Raw genomic sequence first — 18048 nt, 5'->3', positions numbered from 1 at the left:
GCGGGTCATGCCCATCCGTCATTTGCAATCAGGGCCTTCAGGCGGTCCTGATCATACTCAGTCTCCAAGCGTTTGGCCTCGGCTTCGGCAACCTCGGCTGCCTCGCCTTCGGCTGAAAACGGGGCTGCCTTGCGCCACTCGGCGAGATAGGCGTCCGCGTCCTTGGCGTTCACCTTCATGGCCGCACGGTCAATGGCCTGCTCGAACCGCTCTTCGAGCTGGCGTTTGGCGCCGCGGCGGCCTTTGCCAACGATGACCTGCGCGGGGATATCGCGCCAGTATACGATCGTAACGTCGGGCATGCCCTGATTTCCTCCTAGCCTGGATAGACCACGTTCTAGAGCGGCGGCGCTCGGCAAGTTGGTCGAATTTCGACAACACGATGGGATTGAGCGACGTTTTACTGCCGCGACCCTAGCTTTGTGCACTTTCGAATGCCACAGGCGGTTTTCGCCAAAATATTCATGTGGATTATGAAGAACCCGCTAGACGCCGGAAATTGCTCTGCTTCTGGCGGCCAGAGCTTGCACCGCCGCGGCTGCGCACCTATTGTCATTCTTAACACGATAATCGGAGGGCGTGAATCATGGCGCCCAGGCGCTCGAAAGGTGCGGGCGCGTTTCCCAAGGCGGTTGAAACCCCTGCACCGGCCCGTCCCGATCCTGATGCGCTTTATGCCGCTTTGGATTTGGGAACAAATAGTTGCCGCATGCTGATCGCCCAGCCCAAGGGCAGCGGTATCCATGTGGTGGACAGCTTCTCCAAGTCGGTGCAATTGGGCGCCGGGCTGGAGCGGACTGGACGGCTGTCGCGATCTTCCATGGCGCGCACCATACAGGCGCTCCGGATTTGTCAGCAAAAACTCAAGCGCAACAGAGTCCGGCGGATGCGGCTGGTCGCGACTGAGGCCTGCCGCCGGGCGAAGAACGCCCGCGACTTTATCCGCCAGGTCAAGCGCGAGACCGGGCTGACGCTGGAAATCATCCAGCCGGAGGAAGAGGCACGGCTCGCTGTGATTTCCTGTGCGCCGCTGGTCTCCACGAAGACGGAGCAGCTGCTGGTGGTCGATATCGGCGGCGGCTCGACCGAACTGGTGTGGATCGACATCTCCTCAGTGCCGCGGCGCGACCGGCCCTCTGCTATCATGCGGCTGCACAACGGGTTCCACTCGACCGAGAGTCCCTTCCCCGCAGCCAAGGTTGTTGACTGGATTTCGGTGCCGCTGGGCGTCGCCACTTTGCGCGATCAGTTCAACGATGTGGAGGATGACGCCGCCCGCTTTGCGCTGATGAGCTGGTTCTTCGAGGAGAACCTGGCCGACTTTGCCCCCTACAAGGATGAGCAAGCGCGCGAGGGTTTCCAGATCGTCGGTACATCTGGGACAGTCACAACCGTTGCTGCGTCGCATTTGGGGCTCAAGCGGTATGACCGCACAAAGGTCGACGGATTGCGGATGACCAGCGATCAGATTGACAAGGTGATCCGGGGTTATCTAGAACTCGGCCCTCAGGGCCGCCGACGCGACCCCCGCATTGGCGAGGACCGGCAGGCGCTGATCATGTCCGGATCCGCAATCCTGCAGGCGCTGCTGCGCTGCTGGCCGACCGACCGGCTGTCGGTTGCGGACCGCGGCCTGCGCGAGGGCCTGCTCTATGCGCAGATGAGTGCGGATGGCGTTCTGGAGGACGGCCCCTACTAGTCGGGGCCGGAAAAATTGGATTTTTCCGGGCCGGAATTTTTGTAAAATTCCGGGCTCCGGCGCAGATGGTGGCGGAAATGGCTAAGACACCGACAGGTAAAAACACATCCGGTCGCGGACAGCGCGACCTGAAGGTCAAGGTAAAGTCGGCACGCGGCCGCAAGCTCAGTTCCACCCGCTGGCTGCAGCGGCAGTTGAACGACCCTTATGTGAAACGCGCCCAGGCTGAGGGCTATCGCGGTCGAGCCGCCTATAAGATCATGGAGCTGGACGACAAATTCCGGTTCCTTGTCAATGGTGCCCGTGTTGTCGACCTGGGCTGCGCGCCCGGAGGCTGGGCGCAGGTTGCGGTGAAGCGCATCAATGCGCTGGGGGAAAAGCCGGGTAAGGCGGTCGGGCGTATCATCGGCATCGACTTGCAGGAAGTGGAGCCGCTGGCCGGGGCCGAGTTCTACCAGCTCGACTTCATGGACGACGGCGCCGACGACAAGGTCAAGGAATGGCTGGGCGGCAAGGCGGATGTGGTGATGTCGGACATGGCGGCAGCCAGTTCCGGCCACAAGCAGACCGACCACTTACGGATCATTTCGCTGTGCGAAACCGCGGCCTATTTCGCCTTTGACGTATTGGAAGAGGGCGGCACCTTTGTTGCCAAGGTTCTGGCCGGCGGCGCCGAAGGGGAGCTTCAGAAGCTGCTGAAGCAGAAGTTTACCAAGGTGATGAATATGAAGCCGCCCTCCTCCCGTTCGGACAGCTCCGAGAAATTTGTGGTCGCCACAGGTTTCCGCGGCTGAGCGGCCTCAGACTGGCCGGTTGTGCGGAGTTGTAAGCGACCGGCTTGCGAGGGTGCGCAACAGGATTACCTCCTCGCCGTCGTCATCGGTCAGCCGCGAAACACGCAGCTTGCGGGTGACATGGCTGGCCATTTCCCGCTGGCGCATCAGTTCGAACAAGCGCATGCGGCGCAGTTTGTTTTGCAGTTTTGTCATAGTGCCCCCTTCTGGCCGCGCTTCATACTTGCAAGGTTAAAGGGGTTCTAAGCCGCAATCTGGGCTCAATTGTGGCAAAGGCGCCTTATTGTTGCGAAGCCGGAAACAGTTGCAGAAAAACCGCAACGATCAGATCCGCCCCATCCCGTTGGCCATATCGATCAGCGCTCCATTGAACTCTGCTCCCAAAATCAAAATCACGGAGTTCAGATAGAGAAAGATCATTGCCGCCATCGCCCCGGCGAGGCCAGCGTAGGTGGCGGAGTATTGAGCAAACGAGCTGACATAGATTGCAAAGCCGCTGCCGCAGGCCAGCCACAGCAACAATGTCAGTACCGCGCCTGGCAGGATCCGCCGCAGCCGGTGCACCCGGCCCGGCAGCAGAATGTGAAAGGCCAGCACCGCGCCGACCGGCAGCGCCAGGGCCAGAATACCGCTCAGTCCCTGTTCCCAGCCTTGCGGCACGCTGGCAAAGGGGAGCAATTTGGTGATGTGGCGAACATACAGCGGCAGGAATACCTCGAAAAATGCCACCGCGAGGATGCCCACTCCGCCCATGATCACCAGCCCGATGCACAATGCGCGCGCGCGCCAGAACGGCCTGGTATCAGTGTCATGATAGGCCTGCACCATGGCCACCCTCACCGCATCGACTCCATTGGACGCAAAATAGAGCGCGAACAGCCCGCCCAGGGTGACCAGCTGGGTGTTTGAGGTGCTCAGAACAGCTTTCAGTTCGGTCAGGATCGGCCGGGCCACGGCGTCCGGCCAGACGCTGAAAACCTGTTCGGTCATCAGGTCCATTTCCACCTCTTGCGACAGCATCTCAGCGACAGTGCCCGCCAGCGCAACCGTGAACAGAACAAATGGAAACAGCGCCAGCATCATCGACATCGCGATATGGCTGCTCATGACCCAGCCGTTCTTCCGGTCGAACCGGCGGGCGGCGGTCAATAACGCTGCGGGCCAGCGGCTCAGAGGGGGCAGGATGGGCATGGTTGCAAGGTTCCACAGCCGTTGGCAAATATCCAGTAGCAATGGCCCTTTATGCGGTTTTACCGTTGCGTGTAGCATAACCGCCTATGGTGTGCAGACAGTGCGCATACTAGGTAGAAACAAAGGGCCAAAGCAGGGCTGCAGAATGTTCTGGTTTATTTTCAGCACGGGAGCGATTGCCGCAACTTGGACGGCGGCCGGACTGGCCGCTTTGAGCGCGGCCCGGACGGCCCGCACCCCGCAGGGGGCGATCGGCTGGGTAGTGTTCCTGCTGGCTGCGCCCGTTATCGCCCTGCCCGCTTACATGATCTTCGGCCATCACAGGTTCAAAAGCTACTGGAACGCCCGCCGCCGCGCGGAGCAGGCAGTGATTGCCACCCGGAACTACACCACCGCCCATTCAGAGGACGCGCAGGAACTGCCGGTCAACACCAGCCCGTTCGAAGCGATTGCTGGCATGAATGTATGCCGCGGCAACGGCATGACACTGCTGATCGACGGCCAGGAAACGTTCAACGCCATCTTTGAAGCGATTGAAAATGCCCAGGAATACATCCTTGTTCAATATTACATCCTGCACGCGGACGACCTTGGGCTCGCGCTGCAAAGACAGCTGATCGCCGCGGCAGAGCGCGGAGTGACCATTTGGCTGATGACTGACAGCATCGGCAGCCGCAAGCTGCCGCGCGCATACACAAGCGCGCTCGAGGATGCCGGCGTCAATCTGATTGACCCGGCAGTGCAGCGGGGGCCTTGGCACCGGCTGCGGATCAATTTCCGCAATCACCGGAAAACCGTCATCGTGGACGGGCGCATCGGTTTCACCGGCGGTTTGAACGTCGGCGACGAGTACATGGGGCTGGACCCCGCCTTTGGTCCGTGGCGTGACACGCATGTGCGCCTCACCGGTCCCGTGGTTCAGCAGCTTCAGCTTTCGTTTGCTGAGGATTGGCACTGGCGCACCCAAGAGCCGGTTCTCGACTTGCTGAACTGGGAGGCTGCCGCTTCACCACAGGACCGCCCGGCCCTGATTGCCTCCACCGGGCCTGGCGACACCACTGGCAACGGCTCCATGCTGTATTTCTCTGCCATTTCTGCGGCGAAGGAGAAGGTGTGGCTGGCCTCGCCCTATTTCGTTCCGGATCAGGATGTCTTTGCTGCCTTGAAACACGCGGCCTTGCGCGGGCTTGATGTCCGGATCCTGCTGCCGGAAACCGCTGACCACGTGCTGCCGTGGCTTGCAGCCTTCGCCTATTTTGACGAGCTGCGCGACGCTGGCGTTCGCATATTGCGTTATCATGGCGGTTTCATGCATCAGAAGTGTTTTGTCATAGATGACACGATCTCCGGCGTCGGAACGGCCAACCTCGACAACCGCTCTTTCCGGCTGAACTTTGAAACCATGGCGCTGTTCTTTGATCACCAGTCTGCCGAGGAAGTCTCGGACATGCTGAGCAAAGATTTCAGGCGCGCAACCGAACTCAGCCTGTCGCTGGACCAGCAAAAGCTTAGCATCCGGCTGCTGGCCCCGGTGGCGCGGCTGCTGGCTCCGGTGCTTTAATCTCTGCCGTCATATGACTGGCCGTTCAGAGAAAAAAGCCGACCCATGGCACTGACCAGAAAGGCGGTACTGATGCCGAAACCGAACAGCCCCGTCACGGCAGCAAAGGCAGCAAAGATCCGCAGTGCCGGCCCTAGCACCACATCGCCATAGCCCAGCGTGGTATAGGTCGCGAGCGAGAAATAAACCGAGGTGTTCCAATCCTCGATTGCACCAACCAGGACAAATGCTGAGGACCAGATCCAAACCTGCGCTGTGTGGCCGCCGAGAATGATGAAGATCGCCGCCACGAGCATCAGGCCGATCTGCCACCGCCGGTAGGGTTTGGAAAACCGGGACGACAGCTTGTTCAGCACCGACGCGCACCAGACCAGAACCAAAATTTCCAGGATCAGGCAGACGCTCAGATAGATCGAGCCCCAAAGCAACTGGTTCCACAGTGTCATTCCGGCCCTCGTATCCGTTGGTTGCTCAGCCTTTCCTGGCGGCCTGACTGGCTTCTGTTCCTAAACACTTGCATCAGCAACCGCTAGTGCCTGGGCCGCAGCCCTGCCTTTGTGCCGCACTGGACTTCCAAGGGCCAGAGGTATTGAGTGCATTGGCAGCAATGGACGGCCAAACGCCGGAGGATGCCACAGGATGGTTCTGAAATTCCGCAACGTGACCAAGGCTTATCCCGGCCAAACCGCGGAAACCGCGGTACTGCGCGGTGTCTCCCTGGATCTGCCGGCGGGAACCAGCCTGGCCCTGACAGGCGACAGCGGTTCCGGCAAAAGCACCCTGCTGCACCTGGCCGGGGCTCTGGACCATTTCGACAGCGGCGAGATCGAGATTGGCGCAACGCGTCTTTCCGGCCTCGGAGATTACCAGCGCGCGGCACTACGAAGGCAAGATGTTTCTCTGGTTTTTCAACAATTTAACTTGATCCCTTCACTCACCGTCCGGCAGAACATCTCGTTGCACGCGCGGCTTGGCGGGCGCTGGGACGCGATTTGGGGCCAGCAGCTGGCAGATCGCCTCGGCCTGTCCACGCTGCTGAACCGCTATCCGGAGCAGCTCTCCGGCGGGCAGCAGCAACGTGTCGCAATCGGGCGTGCTCTTGCCTTGCGTCCTAAGCTGCTGCTGGCGGACGAGCCGACCGGAAACTTGGATGAGACCGCTAGCGCCGCGGTAATGGAGCTGATGCTGGAGCTGGTCCAGGAAAGCGGTGCCGCGCTGTTTCTCGTCACTCATTCCGCGGCCATCGCACAGATGCTGGACCGACAGCTGCACCTTAAGCACGGCAAGGCCGCATGATCCGCGCCGCGCTGGCAGCGATCCTGTCCCACTGGCGGCGCCACCCGCTGCAGCTGGCGACACTGATAATCGGGCTGGCTCTGGCCACAGGTCTGTGGTCGGCGGTTCAGGCGATCAATGGCAAAGCGCGGGCCAGTTATGCACGGGCAGCGGAGCAGCTGGGCACCGCCGGGGCAGACCGGCTGGTGCCAGACAGCGGCAGCATTGCGCTGCGCCAGTATGCTGATCTGCGCCGCGCGGGTTGGAGCCTCGCGCCGGTGCTGGAGGGAACTGTCAGGTTCGGGCGGCAAAGCTTTGATATCATGGGTATTGATCTGCTTAGTCATCCGCTGGTCGCGAACCTGGCAACGGCTGCAGAACAGGACGGCGCGCTGCCATTGGACGCATTGCTTCCGCCGGGCCGGTTCTTTGCGCACCCTGTTACCGCGGCGGAACTCGCAGCCGCACAACAGAAACACCCGGTCACCCCGACGGACGCGCTGCCGCGCGGTTTATTGGTCGCCGACCTGAGCCTTGCCAGCCGCCTGCTGAAGCAACCGGATACTTTGAGTTACCTGCTGGTGCTGCCGAACCAGGTTCCGGGCTTGATTCCGCTGACTGAGCTCGCCCGGAACCTGTCCCGCGTTACCGCCCAAACCGCAGCGTCTGATACGGCACGGCTGACAGACAGTTTTCACCTCAACCTGACTGCCTTCGGCTTGCTGTCCTTTGCGGTCGGTCTGTTCATAGTTCAGGGCACCATCACGCTCAGCCTGGAGCAGCGCCGGGGGTTGATCAGGACGCTGCGAGGGCTGGGTGTACCGATGCAGGTGCTGGCCGGACTTTTTGCCGCGGAACTGGCGGTTGTTGCTTTGATCGCGGGCGCAGCGGGACTTGCTGGCGGCTATCTCGTTGCGGCGGCGCTGCTGCCGGACGTCAATGCCACGCTGGCCGGGCTGTACGGCGCACCAGTCGACGGCAGCCTGTCCTTGCGGCCGGGCTGGGTTCTGTCCGGGCTCGCCATGGCGCTTGGCGGCACATTCCTCGCGGGGGCCAAGGCGCTTTTTGATATGTGGCGAATGCCGCTTCTGGCGGCACCAGCAACCCGCGCCCGCGGACAGCAGGCCGCCCGGTCGCATTTGCTGTCTGCCGGCGGAGGCGCTGCCTGCATTTTGGCTGGGTTCGCCACTCTTGCGACCTTCCAAGGACTTGTTGCCGGTTTCTTCTTCCTCGGTGGCTTGATGCTGGGCGCTGCGCTTGTTCTGCCGTTGCTGATTGCCGCCGGGCTCCGGCTGGGCGCGCGGCTGGCCCGGCGCCCCTATGCGGAATGGCTTTGGGCCGACACGCGTGCGCAACTGCCGGGCATGTCGCTCGCCCTGATGGCGCTTCTGCTGGCGCTGGCTACGAATATCGGCGTCGGAACAATGGTTTCCAGCTTCAGGCTCACTTTCTTGGGCTGGCTGGACCAACGCCTGTCTGCTGAAGTCTACGTGACCGCTGCAACAGACGCTCAAGGCGCGGAGCTTGCCCGCTGGCTTGAGGAGCAAGGCATCACTGTCCTGCCCATTCGCCGCAACGATCTTCGTTTCAAGGGGGCGCCGCTGCGGATCTATGGCGTGGTGGACGATGCGACCTACCGGGAGAACTGGCCGCTGCTGGAGGCGCTGCCGCAAGTTTGGGACCGGCTGGCTGCCGGAGAGGCAGTACTGGTGAATGAGCAGCTTGCCCGCCGTCATGACCTGGCACCTGGCGGGAGGATCAAGCTGGAGACCGGATGGGAGCTAACCATCGCCGGGGTCTATTCCGACTACGGCAACCCTAACGGCCAAGCCATTGTCGCACTGGACCAGCTGCTTGCCCGCACGCCCGGTGTTCCGAACCGGCAATTTGGCCTGCGTCTTCCGCCTGCGGAGGTTCCACAGCTCATCAGAAAAGTCCGGAAACAGTTTGAAATACCAAGGGAAAACATAATTGATCAGGCGAATCTCAAGGCGCGGTCGCTGGCAGTGTTCGACCGTACATTCGTCATAACCGCAGCGCTCAACCTGCTGACACTCGGGGTTGCCGCCTTTGCCATGCTGACCAGCCTGCTGACCTTGTGGAGCCAGCGCCTGCCGCAGCTTGCGCCGGTCTGGGCGATGGGGCTCAGCCGCCGGCAGCTGGCCGCAACCGAGGTTCTGCGCAGCCTCCTGCTTGCCGCGATCACCGCGGTGCTGGCGCTGCCACTGGGGCTGATCCTGGCCTGGGCATTGCTTTCGGTGATCAACGTCGAAGCTTTTGGCTGGAAGCTGCCCATGCATGTTTTCCCGGGTGACTGGCTGCGGCTGTTCCTGCTGGCGCTGCTGGCTGCCGTGGTAGCCGCCGCCCTGCCCGCGCGACGCCTCAGCCGCCTGGATCCGGCCGAATTGCTCAAGGTGTTTGCCAATGAACGCTAAAATTGTCCTCACGCTTATCATTACCGGTTGGGGCTCAGCGGTTCAGCCGCAAGGTTACGCCGGATTGGGCACTGAGGCTGAAGGATTTGCTATTCCACAGCGTGGCCACCGGCTGACTTTTCCTGAGGATCACGGCCCGCACCCTGATTTTCGAATTGAGTGGTGGTACTTGACCGCAAATCTTGAAGGCGCAGATGGCCGGGATTACGGCATCCAGTGGACGCTGTTCCGCTCGGCGCTCGCACCCGGCGAAGGCAGCGGCTGGCAGAGCCCGCAGATTTGGATGGCCCATGCGGCGGTAACAGCGCCGGATCAGCACCTGTTTGCCGAACGCATTGCCCGCGGCGGTATCGGCCAGGCAGGGGTTACATCGCAGCCCTTCACGGCCTGGATCGACAGCTGGCAAATGTCATCCACCGGAAAATCTCTTGATAACCTGACGCTTACGGCCTCGGGTGAAACCTTCTCCTATGACCTTAAGCTCACCGCGGACGGTCCTCTGGTGCTGCATGGGGAGAATGGGTATTCCGTTAAATCCGCCAGCGGCCAGGCCAGCTATTACTACTCGCAGCCGCATTACCAGGTCACCGGCGCATTGGCGCTTCCGGACGGTGCGGTTGAGGTCACGGGCCATGGGTGGCTCGACAGGGAATGGTCCAGCCAGCCGCTGGCCGAGGATCAAAGCGGCTGGGACTGGTTTTCGCTCAGCTTTGAGAGCGGTGCCAAATTGATGGGGTTTGTCCTGCGGGGAGAAAGCGGCGACTTTACCTCCGGCACCTGGATTTCTGCTGATGGAACGGCTGAGCCGCTGGAACCGGGCGCCTTCCAGGCCGAGGCGCTGGAATCCAGCGACGTGCAGGGGCGCAGCATCCCGACGCGCTGGAGCGCGCGCCTGCCGGAGAAGGGTGTATCCGTGGAAGTCCAGGCCCTTAATCCGCAAAGCTGGATGGGCACTTCGTTTTCGTATTGGGAGGGGCCGGTTTCTGTCACCGGCAGCCACACAGGCAAGGGCTACCTGGAGATGACCGGCTACGAATAAGGGCGCCCGAAGGCGCCCTTAAACTGATCAGCGAACCACAAAGACCGAACAATCAGAGTGCCGGATCACCCGGGCCGCATTTGGCCCGAGCAGGTAGTCCTTCAAGTCCGGCTTATGCGCGCCGATCACGATCAGCCCGCTGCCGGCGGTTTCCGCCACTTTCAGGATCTCCTGATAGGCAGTGCCGGTGGCGACCAGGTGGCGCACCTTGGCATTGCGCTCTTCGCCCAGCACTTTGCTGCACAGCTCCTGCAACCGCTTTGTGGCGTCCTCTACGGCCTTCTCGTGGTGGTGCTCTTCGAAAAAGCCGGACACCCAGGTTTCGCCAAAGTTCGGCAGGACGTTGACGACATCAAGCTGGGCGCCATCAAGATCCGCCAGCCGGGCGGCCTCGGTCAGGACCTTCTCGTCCAGGTCGCGATCGCTCAGTTCCAGGGCACAAAGAACGGGTTTGCTCATGCCGGTACTCCTTCCTGTTCACCTGCACGTCCGCGCTGCAGAAACGCAATCAGCGCCACCAGCAGCAGCGCCGGGATGAAGATCAGCTCCTTGGGCAACTGACTGGCCGGGGCCTGGATGGCGACAATCTGCACTGGTTCGTCGGCGTAGAAGTCAAAGCTCTCCAGATTCGGAGCAGCCGGAGTGCCGAACATCGGTTCCTCCAGTTTCACAGCGCCGTCCTCTTCCAGCAGCAGCAGCCCGTAGGCATCCACCGCCTGCTGGCCGCCGGTGCCGTCCGCCGTCACGATCATCGTAGTGCTCTTGATTTCGGACGTATCGAAATCAGGGCCTTCCACAGTGATCCGCAGCTCAGCACCCGGCTCCGCTTCATCCAGTGCCTGTACCAGCTGCGCTGGCGGGACTTGGGCAAAGGGCGGCATAACGCGGTCCATGAAGAAGTCCGGCCGGAACAGCGCAAAGGCTGCAAAGATCAGCAGGATGCTTTCATAGATCCGGTTGCGGCTGACGAAGTAGCCCATGGTGCCCGCGGTGAACACCAAGATGGCGATGGTGGCTGATATGGCGACAAGGATCCCTTGTATCCAGTTCACATCGATCAGCAGGAGATCGGTGTTGAAGATGAACACGAACGGCAGCGCCACAGTCCGAAGGCTGTAGAAGAATGCGGTGAACCCGGTGCGGATTGCATCGCCGCCCGAAACAGCCGCCGCCGCAAAGCTGGCAAGCCCCACCGGCGGCGTCACATCGGCCATGATCCCGAAGTAGAACACGAACAGATGCACGGCGATCAGCGGCACGATCAGGCCGGACTGAGCGCCCAGCTCGACCACGACACCGGCCATCAGCGAGCTGACGACGATGTAATTTGCCGTGGTCGGCAGCCCCATGCCCAGAACCAGGGACAAAAGGCCAACCATCACAAGCATCAGGATCAGGTTGCCGCCCGAGATGAACTCAACCAGCTCAGACATCACCTGCCCTACGCCGGTCAGGGTCACGGTGCCGACGATCACGCCCGCGGTCGCCGTCGCCAGCGCGATCCCGATCATGTTGCGCGCTCCGTCGATCAGCCCGTTCCAAAGATCTCCGACACCTTCCATGAAAGCATTGGCCATATCACTTTGACCCCGGAAAATCGCTTTTAGCGGTTTCTGGGTCAGCAGGATCACAAACAGCAGTGCCGTAGCCCAGAAGGCGGACAGGCCGGGCGACTTCTGCTCGATCATCAGGAAGTAGACCAGCACGATGATCGGCAGCAGGTAATGCAAGCCAGCCTTGTAGATCTCTGCCACCACCGGCAGCTCGACCTCTTCGGCGTTGGGATCATCCGGTACCAGGTCCTCAACGCCAGCGGCCAGCCACAGCAGTGCGATATATGCTACCACTACCAGTGCTGACAGCGTTAGCCCGGAGGCACCCGGCATTGCCGCGACGATCCACTTCACTGGATACTGCACGCCATAGCAAAGGGCTGCAAAGCCGGCAAAGAACAGCGCCATGCCGCCAATGGTGCGGCCCATGGACACCACGCGGTTGCCCAGCGTCGGCATGTTCCGCTTCACCGCCTCCAGATGCACGATGTAGACCAGCGCGATGTAGGAAATCGCGGCGGGCAGGAAGGCGTGGGTGATCACCTCGACATAGGAGATGCCGACGTATTCCACCATCAGGAAGGCCGCAGCCCCCATCACCGGCGGCATGATCTGCCCATTCACGGAGGAGGCCACTTCGACCGAACCGGCCTGCTCAGATGTAAAGCCCACACGCTTCATCAGCGGGATGGTGAAAGTGCCGGTGGTAACCACGTTGGCGATGGAGGAGCCGGAGATCAGACCGGTTGCCGCAGAGCCGACAACCGCCGCCTTTGCAGGTCCGCCGCGCAGGTGGCCGAGCGCGCCAAACGCCATCTTGATAAAGTAGTTGCCGGCGCCCGCCTTATCCAGCAGCGCACCAAACAGCACAAAGAGGAAGACAAACTTGGTGGAGACACCCAGAGCAATGCCGAACACGCCCTCAGACGTGATCCACATGTGGCTCATCGCTTTTTTCAGACTTGCGCCCTTCCACCGGATGACTTCGGGCACCCATTCAGAGGAGCCGAAGAAGACATAGAGCAGGAAAATAGTCGCAATGATTGCCATCGCCGGACCCAGCGCACGGCGGGCGGCCTCAAACAGCAAAAGCAGGCCCGCGAGCGCGAACCATTTGTCTATATCATCGGCAAGTCCGCCGGAGTCGACGATTTTCTGATAAAAGATATAGCCATACAGCGCGATGCCGGTGCCCGCGATGGCAAAGATCCAGTCCTGGACCGGAACATAACCGCGGGGGCTGGATTTCAATGCAGGATAAGCGGCGTAGGCCAGGAAGATGGCAAACGCCAGATGGATTTGCCGCGAATTATTGATCACGCTGCCAGGCAGCAGCTGATTGGCCAGTGGCGAGGCCAGAATGACTTGAAAAACCGACCAGATGACTGCGACAATCGCCAGGAATAGCCCCACGCTTCCCACCGGGTTGCGGGCGCCTGCGTCGGAGGACGCGACAAGTTCCTGCAGCTCTTCTTCGCTGAGCGGTCGATTTCCCTGAGCATCGGACGTCATGGATAATCTCCCCTAGGGCCGGCGCAGTGCGGCTCGGCCTCAAATTTCCTCCCCCGACCAGGGGGCAGAAACGGGGCGCTGATGCGCCCCGTCCCAATTCTCTGGCTGATTACTCGATCCAGCCTTTTTCCTTGTAGTACTTGGCTGCGCCGGGATGCAGCGGAGCCGACAGGCCGTCCGCGATCATCTCTTCCGGCTTCAGGTTCGCGAATGCCGGGTGCAGCTTCTGGAACGCCTCGAAGTTTTCGAAGACCGAGCTGACGACCGCGTAAACCGCATCTTCAGACACGTCTGCCGAGGTCACGAAGGTCGCGCCCACACCAAAGGTATTCACGTCCTCGTCAGTACCGCGGTACATGCCGCCGGGGATGGTGGCGGTACGGTAGAAAGAGTTGTCGCCAACCAGTTTCTCAACCGCTTCGCCATCGACGGTGACCAGAACCGAGTCACAGGCAGTGGTGGCTTCCTGGATGGAGCCGGACGGGTGGCCGACTGTGTAGATCATCGCGTCGATCTGGTTGTCGCACAGCGCCGCCGACTGCTCTGCCGCCTTCAGCTCGGTCGCCAGGGCGAAATCTTCCATTCCCCAGCCCTTGGCATCCATCAGCACTTCCATGGTGCCGCGCTGGCCGGAGCCCGGGTTGCCAATGTTGACGCGCTTGCCCTTGAGGTCGTCAAAGGTGGAGATGCCGGCATCAGCGCGGGCCACAACGGTGAACGGTTCCGGATGCACCGAGAATACGGCGCGCAGGCCTTCAAACGGGCCCGCTTCCTCAAACTTGGAGGAGCCGTTGTAGGCGTGGTACTGCCAGTCCGACTGGGCCACGCCGAATTGCAGCTCGCCCTCGCGGATGGTGTTGATGTTGTAGACCGAGCCGCCGGTGGATTCGACGGCGCATTTGAAGCCATGCTCCTTGCGGCCCTTGTTCACCAGACGGCAAATGGCACCGCCGGTCGGGTAATACACGCCGGTCACGCCGCCAGTGCCGATGGTGATGAATTCCTGCGCAGATGCTGCCGGAGCCATAAAGGCCGCGGTCACCAAAGCACCGATCGCCAGCTTGGTGTGTTTCATGATCAAGTCTCTCCCACTTGTCTTATGATTTGCAGCCCGGCCCGGAAATTAGCGAAAGCGGTATTATGCTCCACGCACGGCCAGAGAATTTGGCCCCCAAGCTAGGCAAGTGCGGATTTTTTTGCACGTCCACAAAGGTTTCACCGGGACCCGCCCAAGTCAAGGGTGCTATCTATTGACGCACCCCCGAAATCCGCATTTTTTCTCTGTCATGACGACAGTTAGGTAAATTTCCCCGTCCGCTTTCGAAGGTTTCGCGGTACCGGCATGCAAAGAAATTAATTGCAAGGGGAATCTGCAGCCGGGCGATTCTTGCATTGCGGAAAATGTGCTTGGGCTACCGCCTGCGGGGCTGTGCCCAACACAGCTTTTTATGCTGATTTGCGGGCGGCAGAGAATTGCCCTGGTGACAAATGAGGCGGATGGCGCTAACAAGCGTCACACAAAAATTGATCCGCGGTTCAAGAACCGAAACTGCGGGCACAAAGACAGGGAGCTTGCGGCAATGCTGCTGAGCCAGGTGATTCAAGACAACCCGTCATTGACGGATTTCTGGGCATTGGAACGCTGCGTTTCCGCCGAAGCCCGCAAGATCCCGCCGGAGGCCAGCGCGCCCCTGACATGTGATGTGGAGCCGGAGTTTCGCTGCACACCGCGCAAATGGGACATGATCCTTGCGGCGGCCCACAATCGCGGCCTGCGGGCGCGTCAAGCCTGACTTCAATTCAGCCAGCACCCTGGGGGAAATTGACCCCGCCAGCCTGATGGCCCGCGGGGTCAGTACGTTTACTCTGCCGGTCTTGCCTCAGGCGTGCCTTTGACGCGTTCGCGCATGGCCTGCATCATCGCATACAGCACCGGCACAACAATCACCCCGACCACCGTCGCTGCTAGCATCCCGCCAAAGACGGCAATACCGATCGCACGCTGGCTGGCGGCCCCAGCGCCAGAGGCGAGCATCAGCGGCACGACCCCCAGCAAGAAGGACAGCGCCGTCATCATCACGGCGCGGAACCGCTGCTTTGCGGCCTCTTGCGCGGCCTCGCGGATGCTCAGGCCAGCCGCGCGCTGCTCCATCGCAAATTCGACGATGAGGATCGCGTTCTTTGACGCCAGGCCGATCAGCATGATCATCCCGATCTGGGTGTAGAGGTTGATGTCATTGCCTGCGATAGCCACCGCCGCGACAGCGCCGAACAAGGCAACGATAACGGACAGCAGGATTGCCACCGGCATAGTCCAGCTTTCGTACTGCGCCACAAGGAACAGGTAGCCGAACAGCACCGCCATCGCCAGGATCACCGTGACCAGCCCCGCCGAGTCCAGCTGCTGCTGCGCTGTGCCGGTCCACTCAAAGGCGTACCCCGGCGGCAGTGCCGTTGCGGCCTCTTCCTGCATCACCCGGATGGCATCGCCGGTAGACAACCCGGGTGCGGGCACTGCCGTCACAGTGGCAGAACGGAAGATATTGTGCCGCTTGAGAAGCACCGGCCCCAGCACGTTCTCCACGTCGATCAGGGTCGACAGCGGCACCATCTCGCCGGACTGGGCCCGAACATAGAGGCCGCCGATGTCCTCGATCTTGTCACGATAAGTTCCCTCGGCCTGGAGCATCACCTTGTAGACGCGGCCGAACAGGTTGAAGTCGTTGACATAGTAAGAGCCCAGATGCGCCTGCATGGTCTGGAAGACCTCGGCGATCGGCACGTTCAGCGTCTTGGCCTTCTCCCGGTCCAGATCGACAAACACCTGCGGCACGTTGGCCCGGAAGGTGGTGTAGGACTGGGCGATCTCGGGCCGCTGGTTGGCGGAATAGACCAGTGAGCCGATCGACTGCGCCAGATCTTGCGGTGTGCCGCCTGCAGTCTGCTGCACCGCCATTTCAACACCCGCTGACATGCCAAGGCCGGAGATTGGCGGCGGGTTGAACGCGACAATGCTGGCTGCCGCCTCGGCGTTAGCGATTCCGTAGATCTGGCCGAGGATGGCGTTGGGTTGCAGTGCCTCGCTCTGCCGCTCGTCCCAAGGGGCCAGATTGGCAATGATCATCGCGCCATTTGCGCTGGCACCATTCAGCAGGCTGAAACCGTTGACCAGCACGGTGCCCTGAACGCCGGGGATCTGACGGATCTGCTCGTCAATCCGGCTTGTCACCGCCTCCGTGCGCCCCAAGGCGGCCGCATCAGGGAGCTGAACATCGACAAAAAGATAGCCGTTGTCTTCCGACGGCAGGAACCCCTTGGAGGTCGAGTTGAAAATGCCGCCTGCCCCGAGAGCTACAGCCGCGATGATGGCCAAACCGATCACCGGCAGCCGCAGCAGGCGCGTAACGATGCTCAGGTAGCCGCTGCGCACACCGCCGATCATGTTCTCAAACATTGCCAGCAGCCCCTTGGGCGGGCCAGAGCGGGGCTTAAGAACGATGGCGCAAAGCGCTGGCGACAGCGTTAGCGCGTTGATTGAGGAGATCACCACCGCAACCGAAATGGTCACGGCAAACTGGGAATACAGCTTGCCTGTAATCCCGGGCATGAAGGTGACCGGCACAAACACAGCCAGCAGCACCAGTGTGGTCGCGATAACCGGACCGGTGATCTGCCCCATTGCCTTGCGGGTCGCCTCAGCCGGGGGCAGCCCCTCCTCGGCGATGATCCGCTCGACGTTCTCGACCACCACGATGGCGTCATCGACCACGATACCGATCGCCAGCACAAGCGCGAACAGCGAGATAGTGTTGAGCGACATGCCGAGCGCCAGAAGGAAGGCGAATGTGCCGATCAGCGACACCGGAATGGCCACGGCTGGAATGATGGTCGCCCGGAAAGAGCCCAGGAAGACGAACACCACCGAAATCACCAGTACAAAAGTCATCATCAGGGTGGAGATGACGTCATTCAGCGATTGCTCGACAAAATCCGTGGTGTTGAACGGGACTGAGTAGGACACGTCCTCAGGAAAGTCCTGCGACAGCCTCTCCATTTCCTCCAGTACCGCTTCCGACACTGCAAGCGCATTGGCGCCAGGAGCCTGGTAGACGGCCAAGATGGTGGCCGGCACGCCATCGTAAAAGCCCGACGCGCTGTAGTTGGAAGCCCCCAGTTCCACCCGCGCGATATCGCTTAGCCGCACGGTGCTGCCGCCATTGCCGGTTCGTATAACGATTTCCTCGAATTCGCTGACTTCGGTCAGCCGGCCCTTGGACTTGATGGTGTACTGGAACACCTGGTCGCCGGGCACCGGCGGTGCGCCCACCTGCCCCGCCGAGACCTCGATATTCTGCTCGCGCACCGCGTTGATCACGTCGCCGGGTGAAATGCTCAGGCCTGCCATCTTGTTCGGGTCCAGCCAGACACGCATGGCGTATTCGAAGTTGGTCAGGATGTCCGCCTTGCCGACGCCAGCCACCCGCGCCAGCGCATCCTTGATGTTAATTGCGGCGTAGTTCGACAGGAACACGCTGTCATATGACCCGTTCGGCGAGGTGAGCGCGGCCACCAGCAGCATGTTGGACGAGCTTTTTTGTGTCACCACGCCATTGGCGGTAACCTCGGCCGGCAGTGCGGCGACCGCTTGCGCCACACGGTTCTGAACATTGACCGAGGCGATGTCCGGATCAGTGCCCACTTCAAAGGTAACAGACAATGAATAGCTGCCGTTGTCGGCAGAGGTGGAGGACATATAGAGCATCCCGTCCACCCCGTTGACCTGCGCCTCGATTGGCGCGGCGACGCTTTTTTCAACCGTCTCCGCATTGGCGCCAGGATAGCTGGCGGTCACGTTCACCACCGGAGGCGTGATTTCGGGGAACTGTGCCACGGGCAGCGCGAAATAGCCGATGACCCCCATGACGGTCAGCACCAGAGAGATCACGATCGCGAACTTGGGCCGCGAGATAAAGAGTGAGGAAAACATCG

The 18048-nt window shown here is 61.2% G+C and carries 15 protein-coding genes; 7 read left to right on the top strand and 8 right to left on the bottom strand.

Annotated elements, in window-relative coordinates:
• Positions 1-5: 5 nt before the first annotated feature.
• Positions 6-302 (bottom strand): virulence factor, encoded by a 297-nt coding sequence (locus AC4HIX_RS00590; protein WP_019297813.1) that lies wholly within the window; start codon positions 300-302, stop codon positions 6-8.
• A 284-nt stretch (positions 303-586) separates the two neighbouring features.
• Between AC4HIX_RS00590 and AC4HIX_RS00585 the strand changes: the two genes are divergently transcribed.
• Both AC4HIX_RS00585 and AC4HIX_RS00580 read left to right on the top strand, forming a co-directional pair.
• Positions 587-1699 (top strand): Ppx/GppA phosphatase family protein, encoded by a 1113-nt coding sequence (locus AC4HIX_RS00585; protein WP_475052031.1) that lies wholly within the window; start codon positions 587-589, stop codon positions 1697-1699.
• A 77-nt stretch (positions 1700-1776) separates the two neighbouring features.
• On the top strand, positions 1777-2493 hold the full coding sequence (locus AC4HIX_RS00580) for an RlmE family RNA methyltransferase (RefSeq protein ID WP_490397453.1): 717 nt from the start codon (positions 1777-1779) through the stop codon (positions 2491-2493).
• A gap of 6 nt (positions 2494-2499) precedes the next feature.
• Here AC4HIX_RS00580 and AC4HIX_RS00575 read toward each other — a convergent pair whose 3' ends face one another.
• Positions 2500-2688 (bottom strand): hypothetical protein, encoded by a 189-nt coding sequence (locus AC4HIX_RS00575; RefSeq protein WP_490397452.1) that lies wholly within the window; start codon positions 2686-2688, stop codon positions 2500-2502.
• Positions 2689-2817: 129 nt separating this feature from the next.
• Positions 2818-3684 carry a YihY/virulence factor BrkB family protein gene (locus AC4HIX_RS00570; protein ID WP_475052034.1) on the bottom strand — a complete coding sequence of 289 codons (867 nt, stop codon included), beginning with the start codon at positions 3682-3684 and terminating at the stop codon, positions 2818-2820.
• 145 nt (positions 3685-3829) lie between these two features.
• Here AC4HIX_RS00570 and cls point away from each other — a divergent pair, with 145 nt between their 5' ends.
• Positions 3830-5245 carry a cardiolipin synthase gene (gene cls / locus AC4HIX_RS00565; RefSeq protein ID WP_490397665.1) on the top strand — a complete coding sequence of 472 codons (1416 nt, stop codon included), beginning with the start codon at positions 3830-3832 and terminating at the stop codon, positions 5243-5245.
• Here cls and AC4HIX_RS00560 read toward each other — a convergent pair.
• Positions 5242-5691: an ion channel gene (locus tag AC4HIX_RS00560; RefSeq protein WP_475052038.1), complete on the bottom strand. Its 450-nt coding sequence runs from the start codon at positions 5689-5691 to the stop codon at positions 5242-5244. The two genes, cls and AC4HIX_RS00560, sit on opposite strands and share 4 nt — an antisense overlap.
• 193 nt (positions 5692-5884) lie before the next feature.
• Between AC4HIX_RS00560 and AC4HIX_RS00555 the strand changes: the two genes are divergently transcribed.
• The 3 genes from AC4HIX_RS00555 to AC4HIX_RS00545 are packed head-to-tail and all read left to right on the top strand — an operon-like array spanning position 5885 to position 9994.
• Positions 5885-6541: an ABC transporter ATP-binding protein gene (locus AC4HIX_RS00555; protein ID WP_490397451.1), complete on the top strand. Its 657-nt coding sequence runs from the start codon at positions 5885-5887 to the stop codon at positions 6539-6541.
• Positions 6538-8955 (top strand): FtsX-like permease family protein, encoded by a 2418-nt coding sequence (locus tag AC4HIX_RS00550; protein WP_490397450.1) that lies wholly within the window; start codon positions 6538-6540, stop codon positions 8953-8955. Before AC4HIX_RS00555 ends, AC4HIX_RS00550 begins: the two co-directional genes overlap by 4 nt.
• Positions 8945-9994, top strand: coding sequence for a lipocalin-like domain-containing protein (locus tag AC4HIX_RS00545; protein ID WP_490397449.1), 1050 nt, complete (start codon positions 8945-8947; stop codon positions 9992-9994). Before AC4HIX_RS00550 ends, AC4HIX_RS00545 begins: the two co-directional genes overlap by 11 nt.
• Before the next feature lie 27 nt (positions 9995-10021).
• Here the strand turns inward: AC4HIX_RS00545 and AC4HIX_RS00540 are convergent, their stop codons facing one another.
• The 3 genes from AC4HIX_RS00540 to AC4HIX_RS00530 all read right to left on the bottom strand — a co-directional run bounded on the left by AC4HIX_RS00540 (position 10022) and on the right by AC4HIX_RS00530 (position 14134).
• Positions 10022-10453: a universal stress protein gene (locus AC4HIX_RS00540; RefSeq protein WP_490397448.1), complete on the bottom strand. Its 432-nt coding sequence runs from the start codon at positions 10451-10453 to the stop codon at positions 10022-10024.
• Entirely contained in the window at positions 10450-13059 is a 2610-nt protein-coding gene (locus AC4HIX_RS00535) for a TRAP transporter permease (RefSeq protein ID WP_490397447.1), read from the bottom strand. The genes AC4HIX_RS00540 and AC4HIX_RS00535 overlap by 4 nt, the downstream gene beginning before the upstream one ends.
• Before the next feature lie 109 nt (positions 13060-13168).
• Entirely contained in the window at positions 13169-14134 is a 966-nt protein-coding gene (locus AC4HIX_RS00530; protein ID WP_490397446.1) for a TAXI family TRAP transporter solute-binding subunit, read from the bottom strand.
• Between the two features lie 505 nt (positions 14135-14639).
• Between AC4HIX_RS00530 and AC4HIX_RS00525 the strand changes: the two genes are divergently transcribed.
• Entirely contained in the window at positions 14640-14852 is a 213-nt protein-coding gene (locus AC4HIX_RS00525; protein ID WP_490397445.1) for a hypothetical protein, read from the top strand.
• 68 nt (positions 14853-14920) lie between these two features.
• On the opposite strand, the gene AC4HIX_RS00520 is transcribed toward AC4HIX_RS00525, so the two are convergent.
• A complete protein-coding gene (locus AC4HIX_RS00520; RefSeq protein ID WP_490397444.1) occupies positions 14921-18046 on the bottom strand; it encodes an efflux RND transporter permease subunit in 3126 nt (1041 codons plus the stop codon).
• Positions 18047-18048: the final 2 nt, after the last annotated feature.

Source organism: Leisingera sp., from assembly GCF_982940295.1.
Note: the sequence above shows the minus strand (reverse complement) of the source record. Positions and strands in the feature narration are given on the sequence as shown.